Here is a 23,336-nt window from a genome sequence, read left to right as displayed (position 1 = left end):
ATCATTTCACCTCTACCGGTATTCCCGCAACTACCTCTGTCACCTCGTCCGCAAGCTCCGCCAGCCTGCAATTAATTCGTCCCAGCGTCTCCATATACCGCATGGTCCCTTCGTCATAGCTGTTACCATCTTCGAACACATTGTTGGTCACGATGACCAGATGCTTTGTCCTCTCCGCAAGCATCCGTACGCTGCCCATCACACGCTCTTCTACTTGTGATACTTCGGGCAGCCCGGTCTCTGCATTTGCAAACATCTCATTTGCCGCCAGATTGGACATACATTCAAGCAGTACCGATGCCTGTTCTTCTACCGCATCTGCTGCCGCCCCAACGTTTAACGGCTGCTCTATTGTAACGAACCCCTTTCCCTCTCTCAGCTTCCTATGTCTCTCCACCTTCTTTTTGCCTTCCGTATCATATATTTGCATGGTCGCCAGATAGTAAAGCGGCTCCGCTCCTCTCAGTGATAATATTTTCTTTTCAGCATAGGCAGACTTCCCGCTGCCGCTGCCGCCGGATATGATAATTACCATTTTCGGTGTCCTCTTTTTCTGACTAATCGAAGCGTACATACTGCTGTACACTGATATCCTGAAACCCCGTCCGGTTCTCATAAACGGATAGGGCAATATCTAGCAGTGAAAACATCATTACTGCGCCTGTTCCCTCTCCAAGTGCCATTTCCCCGTCGATGACCGGATGCAATCCAAGCTCCTGCATAATCTTTCCTGCGGCAGGCTCCTTGCTTACATGGGAAGGAATGATGAATTCTTTTATGCCGGGCACCAGCCGCTGTGCTGCAAGCGCGGCCGCCGCACTGATGGAGCCGTCCATCACTATCGGCACACGATACAGCCCACCGCCGATAAATACGCCGGTAAGCCCTGCAATATCCAGCCCCCCTACTGCCGCAAGTATATTAAGAGCATTTATGCTTCGGGTATCCGTCCTCTGAAATTGATATTTTTCCAAAGCGCTGTTGATCACTTCGTATTTGCGGCTCAAACCTTCCTTACTCAGTCCTGCTCCTCTTCCTGCTACGTCCTTTGCCGGACATCCCAATAGAGCCGCCGTCACCGCTGCACTGGTGGTAGTATTTCCGATACCCATTTCTCCGGTAGCAAGAAGCGTATAACCTCTTTTTTTACAGTCCTTCACCAGCTCAATTCCTACCGTAACGGCTTGCAAGACCTCTTCTTTCGTCATGGCAGGCTCTTTTAAAAAGTTTTTTGTTCCATAGGCGATTTTCCTATGTACAATACCCTCCCCGCTTATCTTGGAATTAATTCCTATATCCACCGCTATTACGTCTGCTCCGGCGGCCTTCGCCATCCTGCACACGCTGCTTTCTCCTCTTCCCATGCTCTCGGCTACATGCGCCGTTACTTCCTGGCCGCTTTGACTGATTCCTTCCTCCACGATTCCGTTATCCGCACATAGAACAATAACGGCTTTCGAAGAAATATCAATTCTGGTATCTCCCTCAATCGCTCCTATACGGGCGATTATCGTTTCAAACCGCCCCAGGCCATCCAGCGGCTTTGCAATGCCATCCCATATTTCTTTAATCCTTCGCTCTATTTCCATATCCGGCCCGTCAAGCTTTAATCGCTTCAGTTCTTCTTCCGTCACCAATCCACCCTCTTATGCTCTACTCCCAACAAATCGTAAATGTAATCCATATCCAAGTATTCTCTAAGCACCTTCGCCAGCTTGTCATACTGCGTTTCCCTGAATATTTTATGATCCATGGGCCGCCCGCCGTCATAGGAGATTCCTTTCTTTTCCGCCAGGCATCTCACGATTGCAGGAGCGATTTCTCCATGGTCAAAAATTCCATGCACATAAGTGCCGTATACATTGGTTAAGAAAGCACCGTCCGCCTTATCTGCGCCATCCTTTTTATCCGTAAGGACGCTGATGGGCGAAGCTTCTGCTTCCCGGCTGCTTACACCCATATGTATCTCATAGCCTTCTATCTCCATGCCGGAAAGCGAAGACAACTCTCCGCCTAAACTACAGAATCTTCCCGTTACCTGAGTTCTTATTTTGTCTTTCTTAAGTACGGTGTCTATTGCGAGCAGTTCCATTCCCCTTATATTTCCACCTTCTTCAGTGCAAAAGGGATCTGAAATGCTCTTACCTAACATCTGATAGCCTCCGCATATGCCAAATACCACGCAGCTTTCGGACATCTTTTTGACTGCCGCTTCCAAACCGTTCTGGCGCATCCACTTTAAGTCTCCCATCGTATTCTTACTCCCGGGAAGCAAGATCATATCGGGGCTGCCAAGCTCTGCCACACTTTTCACATACCTCACAGAAACATCTTTCAGCTGTTCGAATCTGTCGAAATCCGTAAAGTTAGAAATTCTCGGAAACCGGATAACCGCTATATCTATCAGGGCTTTTTCTTTTTTCTCAAAGCGGGTGGTCAGGCTGTCTTCATCCTCAATGGAAATATCCATATACGGAATGACTCCTACTACCGGTTTTCCGCCCTTTACCTCCAGCATGCTTATGCCCGGATCGAGTATGGTTTTATCACCCCTGAACTTGTTGATGATCAGTCCCTTTACCCGTTCCTGCTCTTCTTTTTCCAAAAGCATCAGGGTTCCGATAAGCTGCGCAAAGACTCCGCCCCTATCAATGTCTCCCACTAGCAGTACGGGAGCATCTACCAGCTTCGCCAATCCCATATTTACAATATCGTTTTCCTTTAAATTTATTTCCGCCGGACTTCCCGCACCCTCGATTACGATGATATCCGCCGTCTCCTGCAGCTTGTCATAAGCCGCCTTTATGACCGGAACGAGCTTCTTTTTATAGGTGAAATAATCTCTTGCATTCATATTCCCAAGGACTTCCCCGTTTACGATTACCTGAGAACCGATATCGTTAGTAGGCTTTAGAAGAATGGGATTCATGAGTACGGAAGGTTCCAGACCGGCTGCCTGCGCCTGAATGACCTGAGCACGCCCCATTTCCAGACCATCCTTCGTAATATAAGAATTCAGAGCCATATTCTGCGACTTGAAAGGCGCCGCACTAAAACCGTCCTGCATAAATATCCGGCACAGACCTGCAACGAGCAGGCTCTTTCCCGCATTGGACATCGTTCCTTGTATCATGATCGATTTGGACATAAAAAAACCTCCTTACCACAAATGGGTACGGAGGCAGAAAAGACATAGTAAGACCTATCCCTTAACTATTCCAGACCAATTACTCGTGGCTGTACTATACTTCATTCAAGGCAGGTCTCCTGGCTGAAAGATCATCGTATACGGCAGCCTTCCCGATTATTATCAGTGGCTGTTTGCCGCAACTCCCTTATCACAGTGACGAGTTCGTACAGGATTTACACCTGTTTCCCTTTTCATCGAAATGAGCCTCCGCTCTTTCGACACCTTAAATGGATGAAGTTTTGTTCACGAGTACCATAATACTATAGATAAAATATTTTTACCAGTATTTTTATGAAAATAATTATTTATATAATAAATCTTCGTTACTGTGAACGGAGCGGACAGTAACAAATTTTCCGATAGACCGGTCTAGCGCATCCGCTTCTTTCTTCAGCAGCTCCACATCCTCTTTCAGACCGGAAACGATCCTGACCTGTTCATCTAACGTTGCGGTCACTTCTTCTGTTGCCACCGCCGACTGCTCCGACACCACGGAAATATTATGGATGGATTCTTGTACCTGTTCCTTCTCTCCGGCAATCTCCTGCATGTTCCCTGCAACATTCTTAAGCCCCTTCACAAGATTCTCCACGCAGCGGTCGATCTCCCCGAACACCTGTATAGTCTCCTCCAAAGAAGCAGCCTGTGCGAATACAATCGTCTCCGCTTCTTTAGCAGATCTGGTCGTCCTTCCCGTGGTCTCTCCGATATTCTCCACGATATCCTTAATACTCTTGCCTGCCTGCATAGATTCATCTGCAAGCTTACGGATTTCTTCCGCCACCACCGCAAATCCCTTGCCGTTCTCTCCCGCTCTCGCCGCTTCAATGGAAGCATTTAGAGACAGAAGGTTAGTCTGTCCGGCAATGCGGTTGATCGTATCGATAAAGCCTTCAATCTCTGTGGAACGTTCCTCCACATCCTTGATATTGTCTACCAATACCTTGGTAATGGAAACTGTCGTCTCCGACTTCATATTCAGCTCATGGACGATGACGCGCCCCTGTTCCACCACAGCTGCGGCCCGGTCTACGGTATGGGCCATATCGTTCGTCCCTTTGCTTACGCCGTCGATCTTCACTGCAAAGTCCGCCATCTTATGGTTGCTGATATCCGCTTCCTTCGCCTGAGTCTGTGCCCCATTTGCCACTTCGTCTACCGCCGCTGAAATTTCCTTGACGGAAGCGTGGATGGTCTCCGATTTCATCGCGGCTCCTTCCGCCATTTCCTTTACTTTATTTCCGAATTTCTGCATATCTTCCATGAGCGTACGCATACTTTCCAGCGTATCGTTCAAGCTTTTGGCAAGAAGGCTGAATTCGTCTCTGCGGTCTGTCTTGAATTCCTGTGTCAGATTGCCTCCCGCCACCTCATGCAGTCCTTTGGTGATGATCTTCACGGACTTGCTCATGCCCGCCGCAATTTTGCCTCCTATGACAAAAGCGATCACACATGCAAGAAATACCATCACGATACATAAGCTTCGAATGGAATTGACATCCTTTACAATATTATCCTGGGGAATCAGGCCGCACAACAGTATCCCGGTATTTCCCACCGGAGCATATACGTATAAATACGTATTTCCGTTGTATTTGACATAATTGCCGCCTGCTTCTTCCGCACCCAGACTCTTTTCATAAAAATCCTTATCCGCAAATACCGCTTCCGTACCCTTAGACAGAAGCACTTCCCCGCTGCCTTCACCCTTCTGCAGACGCACAATCTCCCTTCCGTCCGGAGAAATCAATGCCTTTATACTGTTCTCGCCGAAATCCATCTCATCCAGCATCTCATAAATAGTTTCTGTAGTGATATCCAGTACGAGATAAGTATTTGCCTTGGAAAATTTCTGAAAAAATGCCAGACCATACCATTTATCTGAGATGTCTAGGCGCTGATCCAGAAAAGAATGGTAACCGAACCATCCGTTCTTGCGCGTTTCATTCTCCTTAAAATATCGGCCCTCCGGAGACTCCATAAATCCCTCATATACGTTATCGCCCATGCTTCCCGTTATGGAAGTAAGATAAGTTCCGTTTTCCGGAATAATTGAACAGCTGTACATATAGTCCACACTAAACTGCATTTGGAGAAGATTTTTTTTAGCACTTTGCAAATATTCTATTGCGTTTTTCTGCTTATAATACTTTTCATAATATGTGGACAGCTCGTCTCCGACGACCATTTCCAGTGCCTTTGAGGATACGTTGCCCGTCAACAGGCCGCAGTACATGCTCATGGCAGACGCCGTACTTATGGAAGAATCCTCCACCTTTTCCTTTATGACATTTGAGGCAGTCTTATAAGACACAAGGCCTAATACGATAATTAATACAATAGGAACGAGAAATGCCCTTAGCAAGGTACCCATGATGCCTGCATTTGCTGTCTTCTTCGTTGTTTTCTTCTTTTCGTCCGGCCTTAATACCGCTTTCGTTTTTCTCCCCATGGCATTTCTCCTATTATGAATCAGTTCTTCCGACGTGCAGAAAATATTTTTCTTTTATCACCTGTGCCGATGCAAATATTTATAAATTTTCATACGGTTCGATAATTCTTCTGTATATTGCAGGAAAGATGCTGCCGCATACGAAAAGCTGCGTCACTGCAAAACAACCGAGCAAAGGAAATACGATGGATACCGGAAAAAACAGCCAAAACATTCCCCACAGAAGTAAGACGCTCATAAGTGCGCAAAAGCCGGATTTCCATTCGCATACTATTAAAATCAAAGCATTTTTTATAATATGGCGGCCAGGTAAATCCAGTGCCGCCAAAAGAACAAAACAAAAACTTCCCAGCAGCGCCCCAAACGCCAGGCATGCAAGAGCGACCGTGCTGACGAAAAACGACTGCTCTCCATTTTGGAACCCACCTGACATTAAAAGAAGATAGCCGCCGTAAAAACACAAAACGAAAGAAGGCATTCCTACCTTAATACTTTTTATAATCTGTGAACGGAATTCCCTGAAAAAATCCCCTAGCTCAAAGCCATATCCGTCTTTGTACATTTTTATCAGATACCGGTTCAGGCCGCACAAGGCAGCGGGGATAGTAATTACCGGTATACAGCACAGTACAAAAACAAGGTTTACTGCAAACAGCTTCCCCGAATAGTTCCAGATAAAATAAAACACTCTTTTAAAGCCTGTTTTAGGAGTTTCTTTCACGCTTTCCCTGTTATTTCCAAGGTACCAATCCGTAACAGTCTTACTGATCCTCATTTCCTGCTGCACCTCCTGCCTTACGGTTCTTATCTTTCCTCTAGTTCTTCATTCCCGTCAATACGATGCCTTCCACAAAGCTCTTCTGTCCAAAAATATAAATAACAATGCCCGGTGCAATTGTCATACAGGTCGCTGCCATAGCGAGATTCCACTTCGTCCCGAAAGAACCGGTGAAATTGGTAAGTCCGATCGCAAAGGTCGTCTTTTCCATATCGTTAATATAAATTAGCTGCTGAAGCAAATCGTTCCAGATTTGAATAAATAACATCATTCCTACTACTACGATCGCCGGTTTTATCGCCGGCACCAAAATCGTCCATAAAGTGCGCATCCTCGATGCGCCGTCAATCGCTGCCGCTTCATCCAATTCCCTCGGTATGGTCAGCAAGAACTGACGGATGAGGAAAATATTGAAGAATCCACCGCCGGTTAGATACGGAAGAATCAACGGCCAATAGGTTCCTCCCAGACCAAGTCCCTGCGTCCAGAATACATACAAAGGAATAAGTGTCACCATTCCCGGAAGCAGGATGGTTCCTACGCAAAGATTGAATATCAGCTTTTTGCCTTTAAAGCGTAGTCTCGCAAACGCATATCCGCAGAAAATCGCCGTAATAGTTCCTGCACTTACCGCCGGAATAATTATGGTGAATGTATTTTTAAAATATTTCCAGTAAAGAAAGCTCTTCAGCGCCTCCGTATAGTTCGACCACTTCCATTCATGAGGTATGAAGGCGGGCGGATAAGCATAAAGCGTTCCGTTGCTCATCAGAGACGAGCGGAATATCCACCAAAGCGGTAACAGCACTAACGCTGCCAGGATAATTACGACAAGCAATACGACTCTATTTATAATCTGTTCCTTTTTCTTTCTGCTTCTAATTGATCTTCCTGCCATCCTAATCGTCCTCCTCTCCAAAAAGTGCTGTTTTCTGCGTAGCAAACAATATAACCGTGAAGATTCCTACGAGAATAAAGAAAATTGCCGCATAAGCAGCCGCATATCCCATTTTCTTTTTTACGAAGGCATACATATAGATAACATAGGACATGAACATTGAGGCATTCTGAGGCCCCCCGTCCGTCAGAGCTAAAGATGGCGTAACAACCTGAAGGTTTGTAATCAGCGCTGTCAGCAAGTTATAGAAAATAATCGGAGAAATACTTGGAACAGTTACATTCCAAAAACGCTGCCACGCATTTGCTCCGTCGATTTGCGAAGCTTCTATGTACACTCTGGGAACATTCTGAAGTCCCGCAAGAAAAATGACGATCAGATTACCGCTGCACCATATGGCTATCAGCGCCAGCGATGGGAGCACTTGACCGGGACTGTTCAAATATTGCTGGGTCGGAAGACCTAACATGCGGTTTACGAAATTGAATAAACCGTAATTTACCTCATACAGCCATTTCCATCCCGTAAATATGCCGATTGCAGGCAATAAATAAGGAATGAAGAAGATGGAACGCCAAAGCGTCCTTCCTATTATCTTCATATTCAGAAAAATGGCAATTACAAGAGAATATAAGATGGAACCGACTACCGTAAGCAGGGCAAAAATAATCGTCGCTTTCAACGAATCGAAAAAGTATACATCCTTCGTAAAAATTCGTATAAAGTTATCCAGCCCTACGAATTCCGGGTCCTTTACACCGTTCCACTTGAACAGGCTAAGTATAAATACCGCTATCGTCGGCAAATAACTGATGAAGGTCAATCCAAGAAACGCCGGAATAAGACAAAGATATGCGGTTCTCGCCTCATTTTTGCCTGCCCGCGACCTTTTGCTCTTTTCGGCTCCATATTTTTTACTCATTTAAACACCTTTCCTTCCTGCATTTCTTTCGTTATCCGCCCGCCGCATATCATGCGGCGGGCAGGCATTTCTACTACTCATTATATTCCGTAAAGATTTCATTTAATTCTTCCGCATATTCATCCAATGCTTCCTGCGCGGTCTGATCTCCGGTCCATACATAGGATAACGCCATAGTAAGTGTGCTGTTGAATTCCTCCGTTCCATTTACATAATACCATGCAGTAGATTGTGAATTATCTCTTGCATAATCTACAACTGCAGACTGATACATATCGTGCTCAGGGAAGTTCTCGTTGTTGATCCATTTATCGGTAAGTGCCTGATCCGTATACCATGATTCCAAAATAGGCATCCATGTACCTGCTTCGATTAAGGACCAAGAATTCTCTTCCTGATAATACCACTTCAGCCAGGTCATAGCTTCCTGCGGGTGTTCTGTCTGAGAAAATACTACATTCGGTCCTCCTGTACATATGGTTACTTTATTCTGGAAATAAGGAAGGACACCAACACCATATTCAAACTGTGCATCCGGGCCGAGGAAGGTTCCTACGTTCCATGCTCCGTCTGTAGACATAACGACTTTTTCCGTTCCGAGCGAAGTGTTCAAGGAGTTTGAGGCATCGCTGATTTCAGGAGCGCAATGATATTTTAAGGTTAAATCGGCAATAGCCTGAATTGCATCCGCTGTTTCCTTGGAATTAATGGTACATGCCGTACCGTCGGCACTATAATATCCGCCGCCGTTTGACAATGCCCATACTTCCAGCTGCCATGCGAGCGTATTAATGTTACAGCCGTAAATTTCGATATTTTCAGGATCGAAAGCAGGATCCAAAGCATTTTTCCCATTAATATCCAGCGTCAATGTCTGTGCTACCTTTACAAAGGTATCCCAATCCCAGGCTTTGTCTGCGGAAGCCGGCGGTGTGAACTGCGCCGGATCGAGATTCTGCTTCTCACATACTTCTTTAAGTAAATCGATGTTATACCACATATTTAAAACTTCGTTTGCTGCAGAATAAGCTACCGGCGTACCCTTGAACTTAAAGGTAAGAGACTCTAAAGGCTTCGCATCCCCTTCGCCGTACATGTCGCTTATATCATAGAGCAATCCATTTTCTGCAAAATCCAAAACGCCCGCTTCACTCATAATACCGGTATCCGGCAATTCCCCTGCCGTAGCCATGGCATTGAGCTTCGTAACATAATTGTCGTGGTCGATCTTCAATACTTCTACATAGATTTCATCCTGCTCCGAATTGAATTTATCTGCCACTGCCTGGGTAGCCGCTGTTTCCGTATCATTTCCCCACTGCGCATAAGTAATATGCACTTTGTCACTGTCGTCTGTTGTCTCCGCTACCGGAGCCTCGGCTTCTTCCGTCTGTGCCGCTTCTGTCTGCGTCTCAGTCTCCTTGGTTTCTACACTTGCCGTTTCCTGGCTGCTTCCACAGCCTGCCAGCATTGTTCCTGCCAAAAGCAGAGACATTGCCAGGCTTACTAATTTCTTTCTCTTCATATTTTCCTCTCCTTTGATAATGTAATTTTTATTCCACGGCATTCGTTATTGAATACCGTCATAAACACCCCATTTTGACCTAGATCTTCACTTTCTGCCATACTAACATCTCGCCGCCGCCGCGGTTGTTCCAAAGGCAGTAGGGAACCGCCCGAAGCTTCATTTCCTTTAGTTCAAATTCCGGCGCTCCATACAGTTCACCTCTTGAAATCTCCTTGTTTTCCAACCGGATTCCGTCATACTCCAGCACCGGTATATCTCCCACCAGCCCCTCTGCAGGCTCTCTCGGTTCAATCGGTTTGTTGATTTCCACATACACTCCGGCAAGGTTTCTTCCATTTTCCTTTTCTTCCAGACAATACACTAAAGGTCCCTTTACCAAGGCTACTTTTCCGCAGTCCTCGCGGACATTATCATTGGCTGCCACCCATTTGGCATCTATTCCGAAGTAGACGGCCAGCTCATGCTTTCCTGCTTCTCCCGCCTCTATAATCATGTATCCGGCTTCTCTGGCAGGTTCTAGCAGATCCCCGTCCAAAGTTGCCTTTACGCTTTTTGCATATTCCGGAACTCTTATCTTTATCCGGAGCGCCTTTGCCCCATCGCTCTCATAGTCGAGCCTGACAACACCGTTTTGCAGCAGTCTGGATCCCATCTTCACATGTAAGCTGCCTTCTTCTAAAATGACTTTTACTTCCGACGAAATAAACTGATGGATGAACAATGTATTTCCTTCCTTCGCATAAATATATTGTCCTAAAGATGCCAGTGTTCTCGCCACATTAGTCGGACAGCAGGCTACAGAAAACCATTTTTGCCGGTTCGCCTTCACATGATCCATGTATGTCCGCTTCGTACAAAATTCCGGCACCACCTCCAAAGGATTCACGTAAAAATAGCGGTTTCCTTCTATATTGATTCCCGCGAGAACTGTATTATAAAGTGCTTTCTCGACAATATCGTAATACCCGGCCTCTCCTGTTACCGCCGTCATCCTCTGCCCAAACATCATAAGTCCTATAGAAGCGCAGGTCTCCGAGTAGTTCGTTCGATTAGGCAAATCATAATCCACCGTGAATCTTTCTAATAAGCCGCTGGAACCGATGCCTCCGGTAATGTACATCCGCCTCTGTGTAACGTTATTCCAGATAGCCTTGCATGCTTCTAAAAGTTCTTCGTCCTGCCGCTCTCCGGCCAAATCCGCCATCGCACTGCACATATACATGGCGCGGACCGCATGCCCTTCCGCTGTTCTTTGCTTTGCCGGACGCATATGCGCCTGAGAGTATGCCAAATCATAATTATCGAACTCCGGAAAGAACTCATATCCGCCGCGCCTTCTGATTTCTTCAAGGAAATAGCTGGGCTCTTTTCCTCTTTCGTCGATAAAGTAATACGCACAATCCAGGTATTTCTTATCTCCGGTAACACGATAGAGCTTTATCAGACCCACTTCCACTTCCTGATGCCCCGGGTAGCCATGTATCTGTCTTTCCTCCGGACCGAAGACCCGGCAGATTAAATCCGCGTTCCTTCTGGCAATGTTAAGGAGACGATCCTTCCCGGTCGCTTCATAATACGCTGTTGCGGCCTCCATCAAATGTCCTGCAGTATAAAGCTCATGCCCTTCTACCTGATTGCTCCATTTTTTTTCAGGAGCCATAATCGTAAAATATGTATTTAAATATCCATCCGGCTCCTGCGCCCTGCCTACCAGTTCTATTACCTCATCCGCCTGCCGCTCAAAAGCCTTGCCGGTTCCGTTGTCGATACAATAGGAGACTGCCTCCAGCCACTTATATAAATCCGTATCCTGAAAAACGATGCCTCTGCGTTCTCCTGCCATCTCTCCGGCAGCTATCTTGAAATTAGCGATGCAATAGGTCGGCAGAGCCTCCTTCTGACGATCGTTCAACACTTCCCACTGATATTCCAAAATCTTATCAGCCACCTGTTTCGTATAGCTTCCAAACAGCGAATCCGTTATCTTAATATTTCTCAATTTTATTTTTTCCAATCATTATCCAGCCTTTCTGTTATATTTTTCCATATTATTCTTTCGTTTTTTCTTTTTTCACTGCTTTATGTTTTATTTTTTCATTTTATTATCCTATTTTTTTATTAAACGTTTACTATTTATAATAATAAAATTGAATTTTCTCATTATTTAAGCCATCAAATTAGTTTATTTTATTATGGTAAACGTTTACCTTTCTGTTGATTCATTCTAACATTTGAAATATTGTTTGTAAATACTATTTGTTATTTTTGTTAAATATATAAGATTTTATCTTTTCATTTTTGTATAAATTGAACATGCAATTCCTTTGCCTCGCTTTTCATCTTGTAAAACGTTTATCCTGCATATATAATATAAACAAATGTATTTATCGAGGTGGAAATTTTATGGCAAACATGAAAGACATTGCTGACAAGGCGAATGTTTCTATAGCGACCGTTTCCAAGGTCTTAAACGGAATCGGCGGAATAAGCAGCGAGACGACGGAGCTGGTGCTTTCTATCGCAGAAGAATTGAACTACCGGCCGAATCTTTATGCAAGAAATTTAAAAAAAGGCCAGAGCCATTCTCTTGGCATCATATCGGAAGACATTACCGTCTTCAATACCCCGCCCATCATCGATGGAATAGGTGCCTGCTGTGAAGAACGGAATTATCATTATCTCCTGGAAAATCTCCGTCTTCACAAGCTGAATATCGATCCGGTTCTCCACGCCGGCAAATATAATCAACTAACCGATGAAGCTATTGATCTGATGCTTTCCATGCAAGTGGACGGAATTATTTATTTGAGCTGCCACAGCCATAAGGTTCTCGCGCATCCCCTGAACCAAAATATCCCTTTTGTCTGTGCCTACTGCAGCAGTCCAAGCCTTTCTATTCCGTCCCTGCTTTACGATGACAGAAAGGCGGCATATGAAGCTACCGCTCTGCTCATCCGCCAGGGACATGAACGTATTGGCTGCGTGACAGGTTCCTCGGACAGTATTCATATGAGAAACCGGCTGACCGGATATCAGGAGGCGCTTTTTGAAAATGACATTCCCTATAATCCTCATCTGACCATACAGGGAGACTGGAACAGGGACAGCGGATATCAGGCAGCCGAAAAGCTGCTGAAACAGAATGTTACTGCTATTTTCTGTCACAATGATATAATGGCAATGGGAATTATAGATTATTGCACAAAACAGGGAATCGAGATAGGCCGTGATCTGGCGCTGATCGGTTTTGATAACCTGGAGATCAGTACGGTATGCCGCCCGACACTTTCTACGGTAGAACTGCCGCTTTTCGATATCGGTCATGCTTCTGCCCGCATCCTGATCGACAAGATCGAAGGCACGAAAGAGCCTGCTATAGGAGAGATATATTTGGATTGCCAGATTATCGAAAGAGAATCGACACAGCTCTACCGAAAAAAAAGGGCGTAGGAATCTCTTCCTATGCCCAAAGCTTTCTTAAGCTTCTTCCAATCTTCTGTCCCGTATTTCACCCCCTGTTCAGCGTTCCTTTATAACCGGAGATTCCGCCGGGATTTTCTGTGACTGTGTCACATATATAGGTTATTTATGGTAAGAAAGGTTACATTTAGAAAATTAAGAAATTTACGGTTTATATTATGGGTTAATTAAGTTATAATACAAGGGTCGTAGTTTTTTATTGATAAAAATTAGTATGAAATAAGGAGTAAGTTATGGAAAATTGGTTTTTGCGTTTTGTAAAGGGAATGTTTATCGGTTCCGGTTTTATTCTCCCTGGTGTCAGTGGCGGTGCGCTTGCGGCAGTTTTTGGAATTTATGAGCGGATCATTTCCTTTCTGGCACACATTACAAAGGATTTTAAGAATAACGTGCTATTCTTTATCCCGGTAGGACTTGGCGGCTTGACTGGGGTGTTTGTGTTATCATTTGCTGTTAGCTTTTTACTTGGAACGTTTGAATCATATATACTTTGGTTCTTTGTCGGCTGTATTGTAGGAACGGTACCCGCCCTGTGGGAACAGGCCGGTAAGAAGGGACGAAGCAGCAAACATATCGTTATTCTCGTTATTACATTTATTATTGGCCTGGTATTCTTGTTTTACGGTGAAGAGCTGTTCAGTACCGGTGTGCCGCAGAATTTCGGTACATGGATGTTAGCAGGGGCGCTGATCGGACTCGGCATTATCGTTCCGGGACTCAGCCCTTCTAATTTCTTAGTTTACATGGGAATGTATAAGGCCATGGCTGACGGCATTAAGACTATAGACATGGGCGTTCTTATTCCTCTGGCAATCGGCGGACTCGCCTGTGTACTTCTTCTTGCAAAATTAATGGATTATATTTTCTCCAGGGCATATGCCGGTCTGTTCCATTTTATCCTGGGCATAGTCTTTGCTTCTACTGTGATGATCATACCGAGAGACTTCAACTATCTCAGTGCCGGTACCATAATATGCATCATTATGTGTGCTGCAGGAGCCGCACTGGGTTACTGGATGAGCATGCTGGAAAAGAGATATAAGCCGGAGGATTAATCAAATACCCTTGCGGGAATAAATTATCAGCCGTGAAAGGGACCGCCGCACTATCCTATCGCTCGTGCGGCGGTCCCTTTCTTAATTCCTGACACAAAGTTTTATAATAATTTAGATGTTACTCCTTAGCATTGGCTGCAGCCTTCTCGCTGTACTCCTCCACCCACTTATCGAAGTTGCCGTTTTCAACGTTTTCTGCAATTACCTTATTGATGATTGCAATCAAGTCTTCATTCCCCTTGTCCAATGCGACCGCAGAGGTCTTGCTCCTCTCCATATCTGCATCGCTGAATACAATATTATCATATGCGAAGACATACTGTTCTCCTACTATGCCTTCCACCACTACACCGGCAACCTTGCCATTCTGCAATTCCATAAGGCAGTCGGGTACTTTTTCTAAGGAAACCAACGGCGAATCCGCCATTAATTCCTGCGCAACGGCTTCCTGAGTCGTCGATTTTTCCGCTGCTACCGCTTCCCCGGAGAACGATTCCAATGTATTATATTTTTCTGCGTTTTCCTTCAAAATCAAAATCTTCTGAGCAGCCTCCAGATAAGGCTCCGAGAAATCCATGGTCTCTTTTCTCTCTTCTGTAATAGAGATACCGGCAATCGCCATATCCACCTTGTGCGTAGGGATAGAAGATATTAAAGAAGTAAAGGTCATATCCTGGATCTCCAGTTCTACTCCTAACTCTTCCGCAATTTTCTTAGCAAGCTCCATATCGATTCCAACTACCGCCTGATCGGGAGATGTAATGTCAATAAATTCATATGGGGGGTAACCAGAAGCTGTTCCCACAACTAACTTTCCGGCTTCCTTAATGGATGCGAGCACCGGTCCGTCCGCCTGTGCAGTTTCCTCTGTATCCGCTGCTTCCGTAACCGTTTCGTCTGTTTCTGCCGCTTCTTCGACGGAAGCCTCCTCGCTGCTTTCTGCCGCAGGCTGAGTGCTCGCCTCGTCCGTCGCCTCACTTTGAGAACTGCCGCAGCCTGTGAAAAGCATGGCTCCCATAATAGCGGACATAATCAATGCTGTCAATTTTCTTTTCTTCATAAACTTCTCCTCCTTATTATGATGAAACTTATCTTAAAATTTCCACCCTTTCCGGGCAGTCCTTTCAGTTACCCAATTTGAATACGGCTTTTATTTACAATTCTATTTACCTGTTCGTATTCCCCCCGCAAATAATGGACGACATTTTCACAAGAAATTCTCTGCAGATCCTTCAATGATTCTTCGGTATAGAAAGCGGCATGGGGAGTAATGATCACGTTCTCCCGTCCGATCAGAGCATTATGATCCAAATCCGGTTTTTCCTCCTCGAGAACATCTAACCCGGCTCCAAACAAAAGCTCTTGTTCCAGCGCCCACGCCAAAGACTTTTCATCTACGGCACCGCCGCGTCCCACATTGATGAATACCGGCTTTTGCTTCATCCGTTCAAAGCGCTCTTTGTTAAAAAAATAATGGTTTTCCGTTGTCTGGTTCATATGGTTGGAAATAATATGGCAATTCTCCAGAATATAATCTATATCCACCAACTCGATACCCGCCTGCTTTGCCGTCTCCTCCGGCAGATACGGATCATAGGCGACGACCCTTATACCAAAGGCCTGCGCACGCCCGGCTACCGCTCTTCCTATCTTTCCCAATCCGAAGATGCCCATCTGCATTCCTCTAAGACGCCTAAGCTTTTGCCCCGAATAATACTGCCATGTTTTCCTCTCCTCAATGTCTTTCGTATAATGCTTCACGCCTCTTAAAAGAGTAAGAATCAATGCCATCGTATGGTCCGCTACCTCGCCCGTACAATATTCACCGATAGGAACAATTCCTATATTTCTTCTGCACGCCGCCTCATAATCAATGAAATCATAACCGGTCGCATTGAAGCAGACACATTTCAATTTTTCCGCACAGTCCAGGATTTCCTGATCCATATTCACAAAAGCAGTCAGCACGGCATCCGCATCCGCAATTACATTTTTGAACTCCTCCCTATCGCCGCGATAGGGATATGTGATGGTCCGGCATTTTTCAATGCCGCTTTCCAGGATTTCCTTTTCATAATCCAGATTTCTTCCTAAAACATCCGGATAATCGGTAATAACAACCTTCATATCCTCTCCTCCTTTATCTTCGGCTGCTCTTCCTCAGCCTTTTCTCCACCTGCTTGATCATGCAGGACAGTGTGAAGGTAATAATGAAATAGATCATTGCTACGATGACTAAGGGCTCCATCGGACGGAAGCTGATCCCCCGTATCGTATCTGCCGCATACATAAGTTCTGCAATCCCGATGACCGATACCTGTGAAGAGGTCTTAATTACTGTAACAAATTCATTGCCCATTGCCGGAAGAATATTTTTGACGGCCTGGGGAAGAATCACATACCACATCGTTCTAAAGCTGTTCATTCCGAGTGCCTTGCCGCCTTCTGTCTGCCCTATGTCAATGGACTGAATACCGCTTCTGACGATTTCGCAAATATATGCCGTAGAGTTCACACTTAGGGCAATGATGCCTGACAGCAGTCTGGAAATATCCGTTCCTCCCAGCATGATTGAGGGAATATTGATTCCCATGAGCGGAAGTCCGTAAAATACAATGAAAATCTGTACCAGTACCGGCGTACCCCTGATGAATTCCACATAGATTCCTGCGATTATTCTTAGAATCCTGCTTCTGCTCAGCTTCATAAATGCCATTAAGGTACCGAATATCAATCCTAAAATCACTGTCAATACAGATATCAACAATGTTATTTTAGTGCCATTCCAAATAAGAATCTGGTATTTGTATATAACCTGTAATACTCCTGCCATTTTCTTTCCCTCTTTCTATAACATTTTTTCTAAGAACGCCTTTACCCGTTCATTCTGCGTATCTTCAAATATCTGTTTAGGCGTTCCTTCCTCCATGATGATTCCTTCATCCATAAAAACCACTCTGTCCGCTACTTCTCTGGCGAATCCCATTTCATGTGTTACTACGACCATAGTCATTCCAGACTCCGCCAGATTTTTCATAGTGTTCAGCACTTCTCCTACCATCTCGGGATCCAGCGCTGAGGTAGGTTCATCGAATAATAAAATTTCCGGCTCCATTGCGAGTGCCCTTGCAATAGCAATTCTTTGTTTCTGTCCGCCCGAAAGCATCTCCGGGTAGACTTCCCTTTTATCCTCCAGTCCTACAATCCGCAATAATTCCAGAGCCTTTGCCATCATTTCCTCTTTCGGTCTCTTCTTCACCTTAAGCGGAGAAATCATAATGTTCTTCAGTACCGTCATATGCGGAAATAAATTGAAGTGCTGAAATACCATGCCGATATCCTGCCTTAAACGGTCATAGCTCTTAAACTTTTCCGTAAAGCATTGGTCCTTGAACCAGATTTCTCCTCCGTTCACCGTTTCCAGTGCGTTCATACAGCGAAGCAGCGTACTCTTGCCTGAGCCGGAGGGTCCGATAATGGCGACCACTTCCCCTCGTTTAATGTCCAGATTGATTTTTTTAAGCACTTGAAGAGAATTATAATTTTTGGATACGTTTCTAATGGATAAAATTTTCGTATTCTCCATAATTGCCCTTCCTTTCCGAATAGTGAGTCAAGAACTGTTACTGTTCACTCCGTTCACAGCAACCCATGATTTCCGCATTTAAATTCGCTTTGCGAAGCAGAAATCATCTCCTGAATCACGTTCTTACGCAGCTTAACAGCGAGTGTTAAGCTGCTGTGTGAACAGTAAACAAAAACTTTCTTATTACAAAAAAGGCGCCTGATTCTATTTCAAATCAAACGCCTTCGTTTTCTTCCATATGTGGAATAATTCGCACCGTATACTGTATACATTTTTCAATTTCTTATACTTTATCATGTGCGTATATACTTGTCAATACTATTTTTCCACTTTATTTTTTTTATCATTGTCCTTTGTTACATACAGATTCACCAACTGCTCCAGATACGTTACCGTTCCATCCACTCCCAGCAGGCTGCTGTCAAGCATTAAATCTTTATAACGGTAATCCTGAGGCAGATATCCTGCATAGGTTTTATGATAACGCTCTCTTGCCTTGTCCACCTCCAGCATCATTCTCCTGGCTTCATCGGGCTGCATACAAAACTTTTGTATACAGGTTTCATACCTAATCTCATCAGGAGCATAGATAAAGACATGAAGACTGTTCGGATATTCGTGCAAAATATAGTCGGAACATCTTCCTACGATAATGCAGGATTCCTTATCTGCGATACCTTGGATAAGCTTACGCTGCGTATCGAAAATATCGTTCTGCATATCGCTGGTTCCCATACCCAGAGGATATTTCATGCGAAAGAACTTACCCTGCACCGCTTCTTCCAGCTCCCCTATGACGGAGACCGGCACATTCATCTCCTTAGCAGTCATATCCACAATGTCGCGGTCATAATAGTTGATGCCCAGCCGTTTAGCCAGCTTTTGGGCAATGGGGCGCCCCATACTTCCAAATTGTCTGGTTATGGTAATTACATATTTGCTCATATCGCTTCCTCCTTTGGCGAAATTGTCCCCGCTCATATCGATTCCCTTAACAACGGCAGCGTGGAACAGTGGATTCCTCCTCCCAGCTTGTTAATCTCCGAGATATCCGCCGCAACCACTTCGACGCCTGCTTCCTCAAGGTTCTTTCTCGTATTCACACCCTTTGAAGAGAATAATACCTTCCCCGGCTCCATGGCGATACAGTTATTGGTCAGCATAGGGTCCTCCCTGTCCGTCTCAATCAGCCGGTACCCCCTCTCCTGTAACAGCTTTAAGAACCAATGGGGAAGAATAAAGGTGCTTACCAGAACCTTATCCTTATCAACGGGCACAAAAGCTTCATCCAGATGAATATAATAAGCGGGCATATCCACTACAATCAGCTCGATATCCTGATAGGAGAGCAAGGTCCGGAGTTGTTCGATTCCTGCGTCGTTCACACGGACGGATCGCCCAATAACAGCCGTCTTTGGATCCAGCATGGAAAAGGAACCACCCTCTACTGTTCCATTTCCTTGTATCGCACCTAAAATAGGAATATTCTGCTCCGCCAATAGTTTCTGCGTAAGCCATGTGTCTCCCTGATGAAAATACATGGCAAACCTTGTCAGCACAGCTCCCTTCGGCAGCATCAGCGCCACATCTCTGGTAAAGGTCAGATTGGTCCAATAATTTGCCGGGTCCTCTAAATAAAGCACTTCCGTTCCGTTCGCCCTCAGTATATCCGCCATCCGGTTATGCTGCTCCCGCATCAGTCCGATGTCCGGAAGCTCATAAGACTTGAAATAATTTCTAATCCTTCCCTCTTTACTTTTCAAAATCCTTGCGCCGGCTTCTTCCTCATATTCTCCGTTGGCGAGCTGCTCTAATTCTTCTCCCGGGCAGTGCATTAGAATCCTTTTAATTTTACCCACAGAATTATTCACCCCAAAGCCTTCCCCCCATACTTCCTCAAATACTTCGGATGTGAATAAGTTATCGATCTTACTTCTATCCATGTACATTTGTAAAGTCGCCATATCTGATACCTCCTATCTGTATGAATCTACTGTCTGTTACAAGCCTGCGAGCTTTGCGGCCAAAGGCATAGTAAGTACGGACAGCAGTGTAGTAAACGCTACTCCCTTAACTGCCGTATTCTCGTCGCCTCCGTACTGCTTGCTCAGAATAACCACCATACTTCCTGCAGGAGCTGCCAATACGATGAAGCAGACGCCAAGCAGAACTTCATTTTCCACAAACTGCTTAAGAAACAACATGCCTGCCACAGGAAGTGCCATTAATTTCAAAAAAGAAAAGCCCAATAATTTCTTATCTGTGATTAGTTTTTTTGTGGAAAGTCCCCGAAAAGATGCCCCAATAATCAACATACTAAGCGGTGCGGTCATTCCGCCCAGCATTTCAATCAGCTTCATTGGCATTTCAGGAACCGGAAAGCGGGTCACTTCGATTCCAATTGCTAACAGACATGCAATGACTCCGCTATTTAACATCGGTTTCCATTGCACGGTCTTTCTGCCCTCCAAGTCTTCCCTTTTACCCATTTTACCAATGCGGAAAATTCCATAAGTATAAATTAAAAGGTTAAAGGGAATGAGAAAAATAGCGGCATACATTATGGCGGATTGACCATAGACTGCCGAAATCAGCGGGAATCCCATAAATCCCATGTTGGAAAAAACAAGCATCACCTTATAGCCGCCCCTCTTTTCCCTTTCGTGAAAAAACATCGGTATGACGATTTCTGCCGATATTATCAAAACCAAAAAGAGCAAGACGGCCAGTATACCTGTGAACAGCAGCTCTTTTACCACCATCTGTCCTCCTGCACAGCCTGACAATATCAATGCGGGATTGGCAATATGAACTACCAGCCACGACAGGCTCTTTCCAGTAACGTCATCCAATATGCCTTTTCGGGCGCCATAATATCCCAGTAGCATTATAATAAAAAATATAAGCATTTGTTGAAAAAGCACCATAATATTCCGCCTACTTTTCGCTTAAAATTTCATCTATTATTTCTATTACCCTATCTATCTCACTCTTCGTTATGATGAGAGGAGCGATAAAACGAACCACATTATGATCGGCTCCGCAAGTCAAAAGGAGCAAATCCTTTTCCAATGCCCTATTTTTTATCTTATCGGTAAGAGCGGCATCCGGTTCGTTCCCTGTTTTAACGATTTCCATTGCCAGCATCAGGCCTATCCCACGAACATCGCCGATTACGGAGGCGAATTTCTTTTGCAGAGCCGAAAGCCTCTCTTTAAAATAGCTTCCCATTTCTTTGCAGTTCTCCAGCAGTTTCTCCTCTTCAATTACCTGAAGAGTCGCAAGGCCTGCGGCACAAGCCAGCGGATTTCCTCCGAAAGTGCCTCCGTGGGCGCCAGCCGGCCATAAGTCCATCAGTTCTTTTTTGGCAATGACTGCCGACAGCGGAATACCGCCGCCCAATGCCTTTGCAGAAGTAAGGATATCCGGCTTTACCCCATAGGTCTGGAAAGCGAACAGCTCTCCCGTTCTGCCGATTCCGGTCTGTATCTCATCAAATATGAGAACAATACCGTGATCATCACATATTTTCCTAAGTCCTGTTAAGAATTCCTTAGGCGGAGCAATATATCCGCCTTCTCCCTGAACGGGCTCTACGACAATAGCCGCTACACACTCCGGCGCAATAAGTCTGGAAAAGATCTGCTCGAACTGGCCGAGGCATTCCATATGACAGGTGTCCTTCTTCTGTGCGAAAGGACATCTGTAGCAATTCGCATAGTCGGCCCAATATACGCTTGGTAACAGAGGCTCATAATATTTCCGATACGCGGCATTGGAACCGGTTATAGATATCGTTCCTATAGTTCTTCCGTGAAAAGAATTCTTAAAGCTGATCACGCCGGGACGCTTTGTCACGTACTTAGCAAGCTTAATGGCGCCTTCATTCGCTTCCGCTCCGGAATTGCTGAAATATACCTTGGTATCTCCTCCCGTCAGTTCCACAAGTTGTTCGGCAAGCCTCACGTAGGCTTCATAGTAAACCACATTATGACCCACGTGGATCATGGTTTCCATCTGCTCCTTAATGGCATTTATCACCCTCTCATTCCTGCATCCGATGTTATTCACTGCCACACCGCTTGCGAAATCAAGAATCTTTCTGCCATCCTCCGTAAATACATAACAGCCTTCGGAATCCGTTATGCCGAGTGTTGTTGCCCGTCTTGCTACCGCCGGCATTACATCCATACATCTTTCATACATGCTCTTCATTGTCCCGTCCTCCTAAAAGTTTATATCCGTACCATAATAAACCGCTTTTATGAGCTTCTCCATCGTATCCATATCTATCGGTACCGGGTTGACTCTCGTTGCACCAAGCATGGCATGATCGGTCAGAATATCATACTTTTCCAGAAAATCTTTCTCTTCTACTCCTGCACCTGCAATACTGGAAGGAATATTCAACTGTTTTGCAAGCTCTTTTATTTCTTCTACGATATCGTTACAACGGCAGCGATAGGACAGTTCCCTTAATTTATTCTCCACTTCGCTATTCCGGCGATTATATGCCAGGGCATAAGGCAGAATAATTGCATTGGTAAGCCCATGCGCCATGTGAAAAACGGCTCCGAAGGAATGGGCGATACCATGTACCATCCCAAGCCCTACATTTGCAAAGCCTATGCCTGCCATCGCTTGATAATAATGTACCTTCTCCCGTGCCGCCAGCATTTCTTCTTCGTTCTCCTTCCTATATGACACGGGCAGCCATTTCATAATTCCCGTAATAGCCCCACTGCACAAGGCTTCATCGAATTCATCCAGATTGTGATTGATATAAGCCTCCATAGCATGTGTCAGCGCATCCATTCCTGTTTCAGCCACAATATTCTTCGGCATTGTCATCGGAAGCCTTCCGTCTAAAATCGCAATATCCGGCCTTAGGCAATCTGTCATAATGGGAACCTTTAATTGTTTTTCAAGGTCTGTTATTACCGTTCCTCTCGTTACCTCCGATCCGGTTCCCGATGTGGAGGGAACACAGATAAGCTCTGTTTTCCGCCCCTTCGGAATTTCGCCCCGGGCATTTATTTCCAGCACATTCTCAAAGGTGAGCATTGGAAATTCATAAAATAAAAGCATTGCTTTCGCACAATCCATCGTGGAACCGCCTCCTATGGCTATTACTGCCTGAGGCTTAAATTCCTTCATGACAGCAACTCCTCTCATAACCTCTTCGATCGTAGGGTCGGAGGCAACTCCTGAATGCACCTTCACCTCACCGCCCTTATGCTCCAGATAATCCGTTGCCTCTTTGATGACGCCCGTTCTTATCATCGAGCTTCCTCCTGTGACGATCAATGCCTTATCATATTTCAGCTCCTTAAGAAAAGAGAGGGCACCGGTACCCATTACTATTTTTCTCCCGCTTAATACTATGTTTTTCATGATGTTCACTCCTATCTGCCTCATGTGACGTGCCTAATATCCGTATGCCATCT

Annotated in this window: 20 protein-coding genes and 1 riboswitch; of the genes, 2 read left to right on the top strand and 18 right to left on the bottom strand. The window is 45.1% G+C overall.

What is annotated here, in order from left to right; genetic code table 11:
* Position 1 precedes the first annotated feature (1 nt).
* From V6984_RS07555 to V6984_RS07515, 9 genes are all read right to left on the bottom strand, one after another.
* The gene (locus V6984_RS07555) at positions 2-535 is read right to left on the bottom strand and encodes a bifunctional adenosylcobinamide kinase/adenosylcobinamide-phosphate guanylyltransferase (RefSeq protein ID WP_342759171.1); all 534 of its coding nucleotides are present in this window, start codon (positions 533-535) and stop codon (positions 2-4) included.
* A 22-nt stretch (positions 536-557) separates the two neighbouring features.
* Positions 558-1,589: a nicotinate-nucleotide--dimethylbenzimidazole phosphoribosyltransferase gene (gene cobT / locus V6984_RS07550; RefSeq protein WP_342759960.1), complete on the bottom strand. Its 1,032-nt coding sequence runs from the start codon at positions 1,587-1,589 to the stop codon at positions 558-560.
* A 41-nt stretch (positions 1,590-1,630) separates the two neighbouring features.
* Positions 1,631-3,148, bottom strand: coding sequence for a cobyric acid synthase (locus V6984_RS07545; protein WP_342759170.1), 1,518 nt, complete (start codon positions 3,146-3,148; stop codon positions 1,631-1,633).
* Between the two features lie 92 nt (positions 3,149-3,240).
* A riboswitch (cobalamin riboswitch) is annotated at positions 3,241-3,431 on the bottom strand.
* A 60-nt stretch (positions 3,432-3,491) separates the two neighbouring features.
* Complete coding sequence (locus V6984_RS07540) at positions 3,492-5,642, bottom strand: methyl-accepting chemotaxis protein (RefSeq protein WP_342759169.1); 2,151 nt, start codon at positions 5,640-5,642, stop codon at positions 3,492-3,494.
* A gap of 79 nt (positions 5,643-5,721) precedes the next feature.
* Complete coding sequence (locus V6984_RS07535) at positions 5,722-6,417, bottom strand: hypothetical protein (protein WP_342759168.1); 696 nt, start codon at positions 6,415-6,417, stop codon at positions 5,722-5,724.
* Between the two features lie 40 nt (positions 6,418-6,457).
* Positions 6,458-7,318, bottom strand: coding sequence for a carbohydrate ABC transporter permease (locus tag V6984_RS07530; protein WP_342759167.1), 861 nt, complete (start codon positions 7,316-7,318; stop codon positions 6,458-6,460).
* A gap of 1 nt (position 7,319) precedes the next feature.
* Positions 7,320-8,240, bottom strand: coding sequence for a sugar ABC transporter permease (locus V6984_RS07525; protein ID WP_342759166.1), 921 nt, complete (start codon positions 8,238-8,240; stop codon positions 7,320-7,322).
* 73 nt (positions 8,241-8,313) lie between these two features.
* Positions 8,314-9,765 (bottom strand): sugar ABC transporter substrate-binding protein, encoded by a 1,452-nt coding sequence (locus tag V6984_RS07520; protein WP_342759165.1) that lies wholly within the window; start codon positions 9,763-9,765, stop codon positions 8,314-8,316.
* 79 nt (positions 9,766-9,844) lie between these two features.
* A complete protein-coding gene (locus V6984_RS07515; RefSeq protein WP_342759164.1) occupies positions 9,845-11,767 on the bottom strand; it encodes a glycoside hydrolase family 127 protein in 1,923 nt (640 codons plus the stop codon).
* 404 nt (positions 11,768-12,171) lie between these two features.
* Here V6984_RS07515 and V6984_RS07510 point away from each other — a divergent pair, with 404 nt between their 5' ends.
* Entirely contained in the window at positions 12,172-13,218 is a 1,047-nt protein-coding gene (locus V6984_RS07510) for a LacI family DNA-binding transcriptional regulator (protein WP_342759163.1), read from the top strand.
* Between the two features lie 263 nt (positions 13,219-13,481).
* Positions 13,482-14,303 (top strand): DUF368 domain-containing protein, encoded by an 822-nt coding sequence (locus tag V6984_RS07505; RefSeq protein ID WP_342759162.1) that lies wholly within the window; start codon positions 13,482-13,484, stop codon positions 14,301-14,303.
* Positions 14,304-14,421: 118 nt separating this feature from the next.
* On the opposite strand, the gene V6984_RS07500 is transcribed toward V6984_RS07505, so the two are convergent.
* The 9 genes from V6984_RS07500 to V6984_RS07460 all read right to left on the bottom strand — a co-directional run bounded on the left by V6984_RS07500 (position 14,422) and on the right by V6984_RS07460 (position 23,283).
* Positions 14,422-15,363: a transporter substrate-binding domain-containing protein gene (locus tag V6984_RS07500; protein WP_342759161.1), complete on the bottom strand. Its 942-nt coding sequence runs from the start codon at positions 15,361-15,363 to the stop codon at positions 14,422-14,424.
* 68 nt (positions 15,364-15,431) lie between these two features.
* Complete coding sequence (locus tag V6984_RS07495; protein ID WP_342759160.1) at positions 15,432-16,430, bottom strand: NAD(P)-dependent oxidoreductase; 999 nt, start codon at positions 16,428-16,430, stop codon at positions 15,432-15,434.
* Between the two features lie 13 nt (positions 16,431-16,443).
* A complete protein-coding gene (locus V6984_RS07490) occupies positions 16,444-17,136 on the bottom strand; it encodes an amino acid ABC transporter permease (RefSeq protein WP_342759159.1) in 693 nt (230 codons plus the stop codon).
* A 15-nt stretch (positions 17,137-17,151) separates the two neighbouring features.
* The gene (locus V6984_RS07485) at positions 17,152-17,889 is read right to left on the bottom strand and encodes an amino acid ABC transporter ATP-binding protein (protein ID WP_342759158.1); all 738 of its coding nucleotides are present in this window, start codon (positions 17,887-17,889) and stop codon (positions 17,152-17,154) included.
* A 318-nt stretch (positions 17,890-18,207) separates the two neighbouring features.
* Positions 18,208-18,834 (bottom strand): cytidylate kinase-like family protein, encoded by a 627-nt coding sequence (locus V6984_RS07480; RefSeq protein WP_342759157.1) that lies wholly within the window; start codon positions 18,832-18,834, stop codon positions 18,208-18,210.
* A 32-nt stretch (positions 18,835-18,866) separates the two neighbouring features.
* Positions 18,867-19,853, bottom strand: a complete 987-nt coding sequence (locus tag V6984_RS07475) for a dimethylarginine dimethylaminohydrolase family protein (protein ID WP_342759156.1) — start codon at positions 19,851-19,853, stop codon at positions 18,867-18,869.
* Positions 19,854-19,889: 36 nt separating this feature from the next.
* Positions 19,890-20,816: an AEC family transporter gene (locus tag V6984_RS07470; protein WP_342759155.1), complete on the bottom strand. Its 927-nt coding sequence runs from the start codon at positions 20,814-20,816 to the stop codon at positions 19,890-19,892.
* Between the two features lie 10 nt (positions 20,817-20,826).
* Positions 20,827-22,104 carry an aspartate aminotransferase family protein gene (locus V6984_RS07465; RefSeq protein ID WP_342759154.1) on the bottom strand — a complete coding sequence of 426 codons (1,278 nt, stop codon included), beginning with the start codon at positions 22,102-22,104 and terminating at the stop codon, positions 20,827-20,829.
* 12 nt (positions 22,105-22,116) lie between these two features.
* Positions 22,117-23,283 (bottom strand): iron-containing alcohol dehydrogenase, encoded by a 1,167-nt coding sequence (locus V6984_RS07460; RefSeq protein ID WP_342759153.1) that lies wholly within the window; start codon positions 23,281-23,283, stop codon positions 22,117-22,119.
* Positions 23,284-23,336 lie beyond the last annotated feature (53 nt).

This window comes from Kineothrix sp. IPX-CK, from assembly GCF_039134705.1.
Lineage (GTDB): Bacteria > Bacillota > Clostridia > Lachnospirales > Lachnospiraceae > Kineothrix > Kineothrix sedimenti.
Note: the sequence above shows the minus strand (reverse complement) of the source record. Positions and strands in the feature narration are given on the sequence as shown.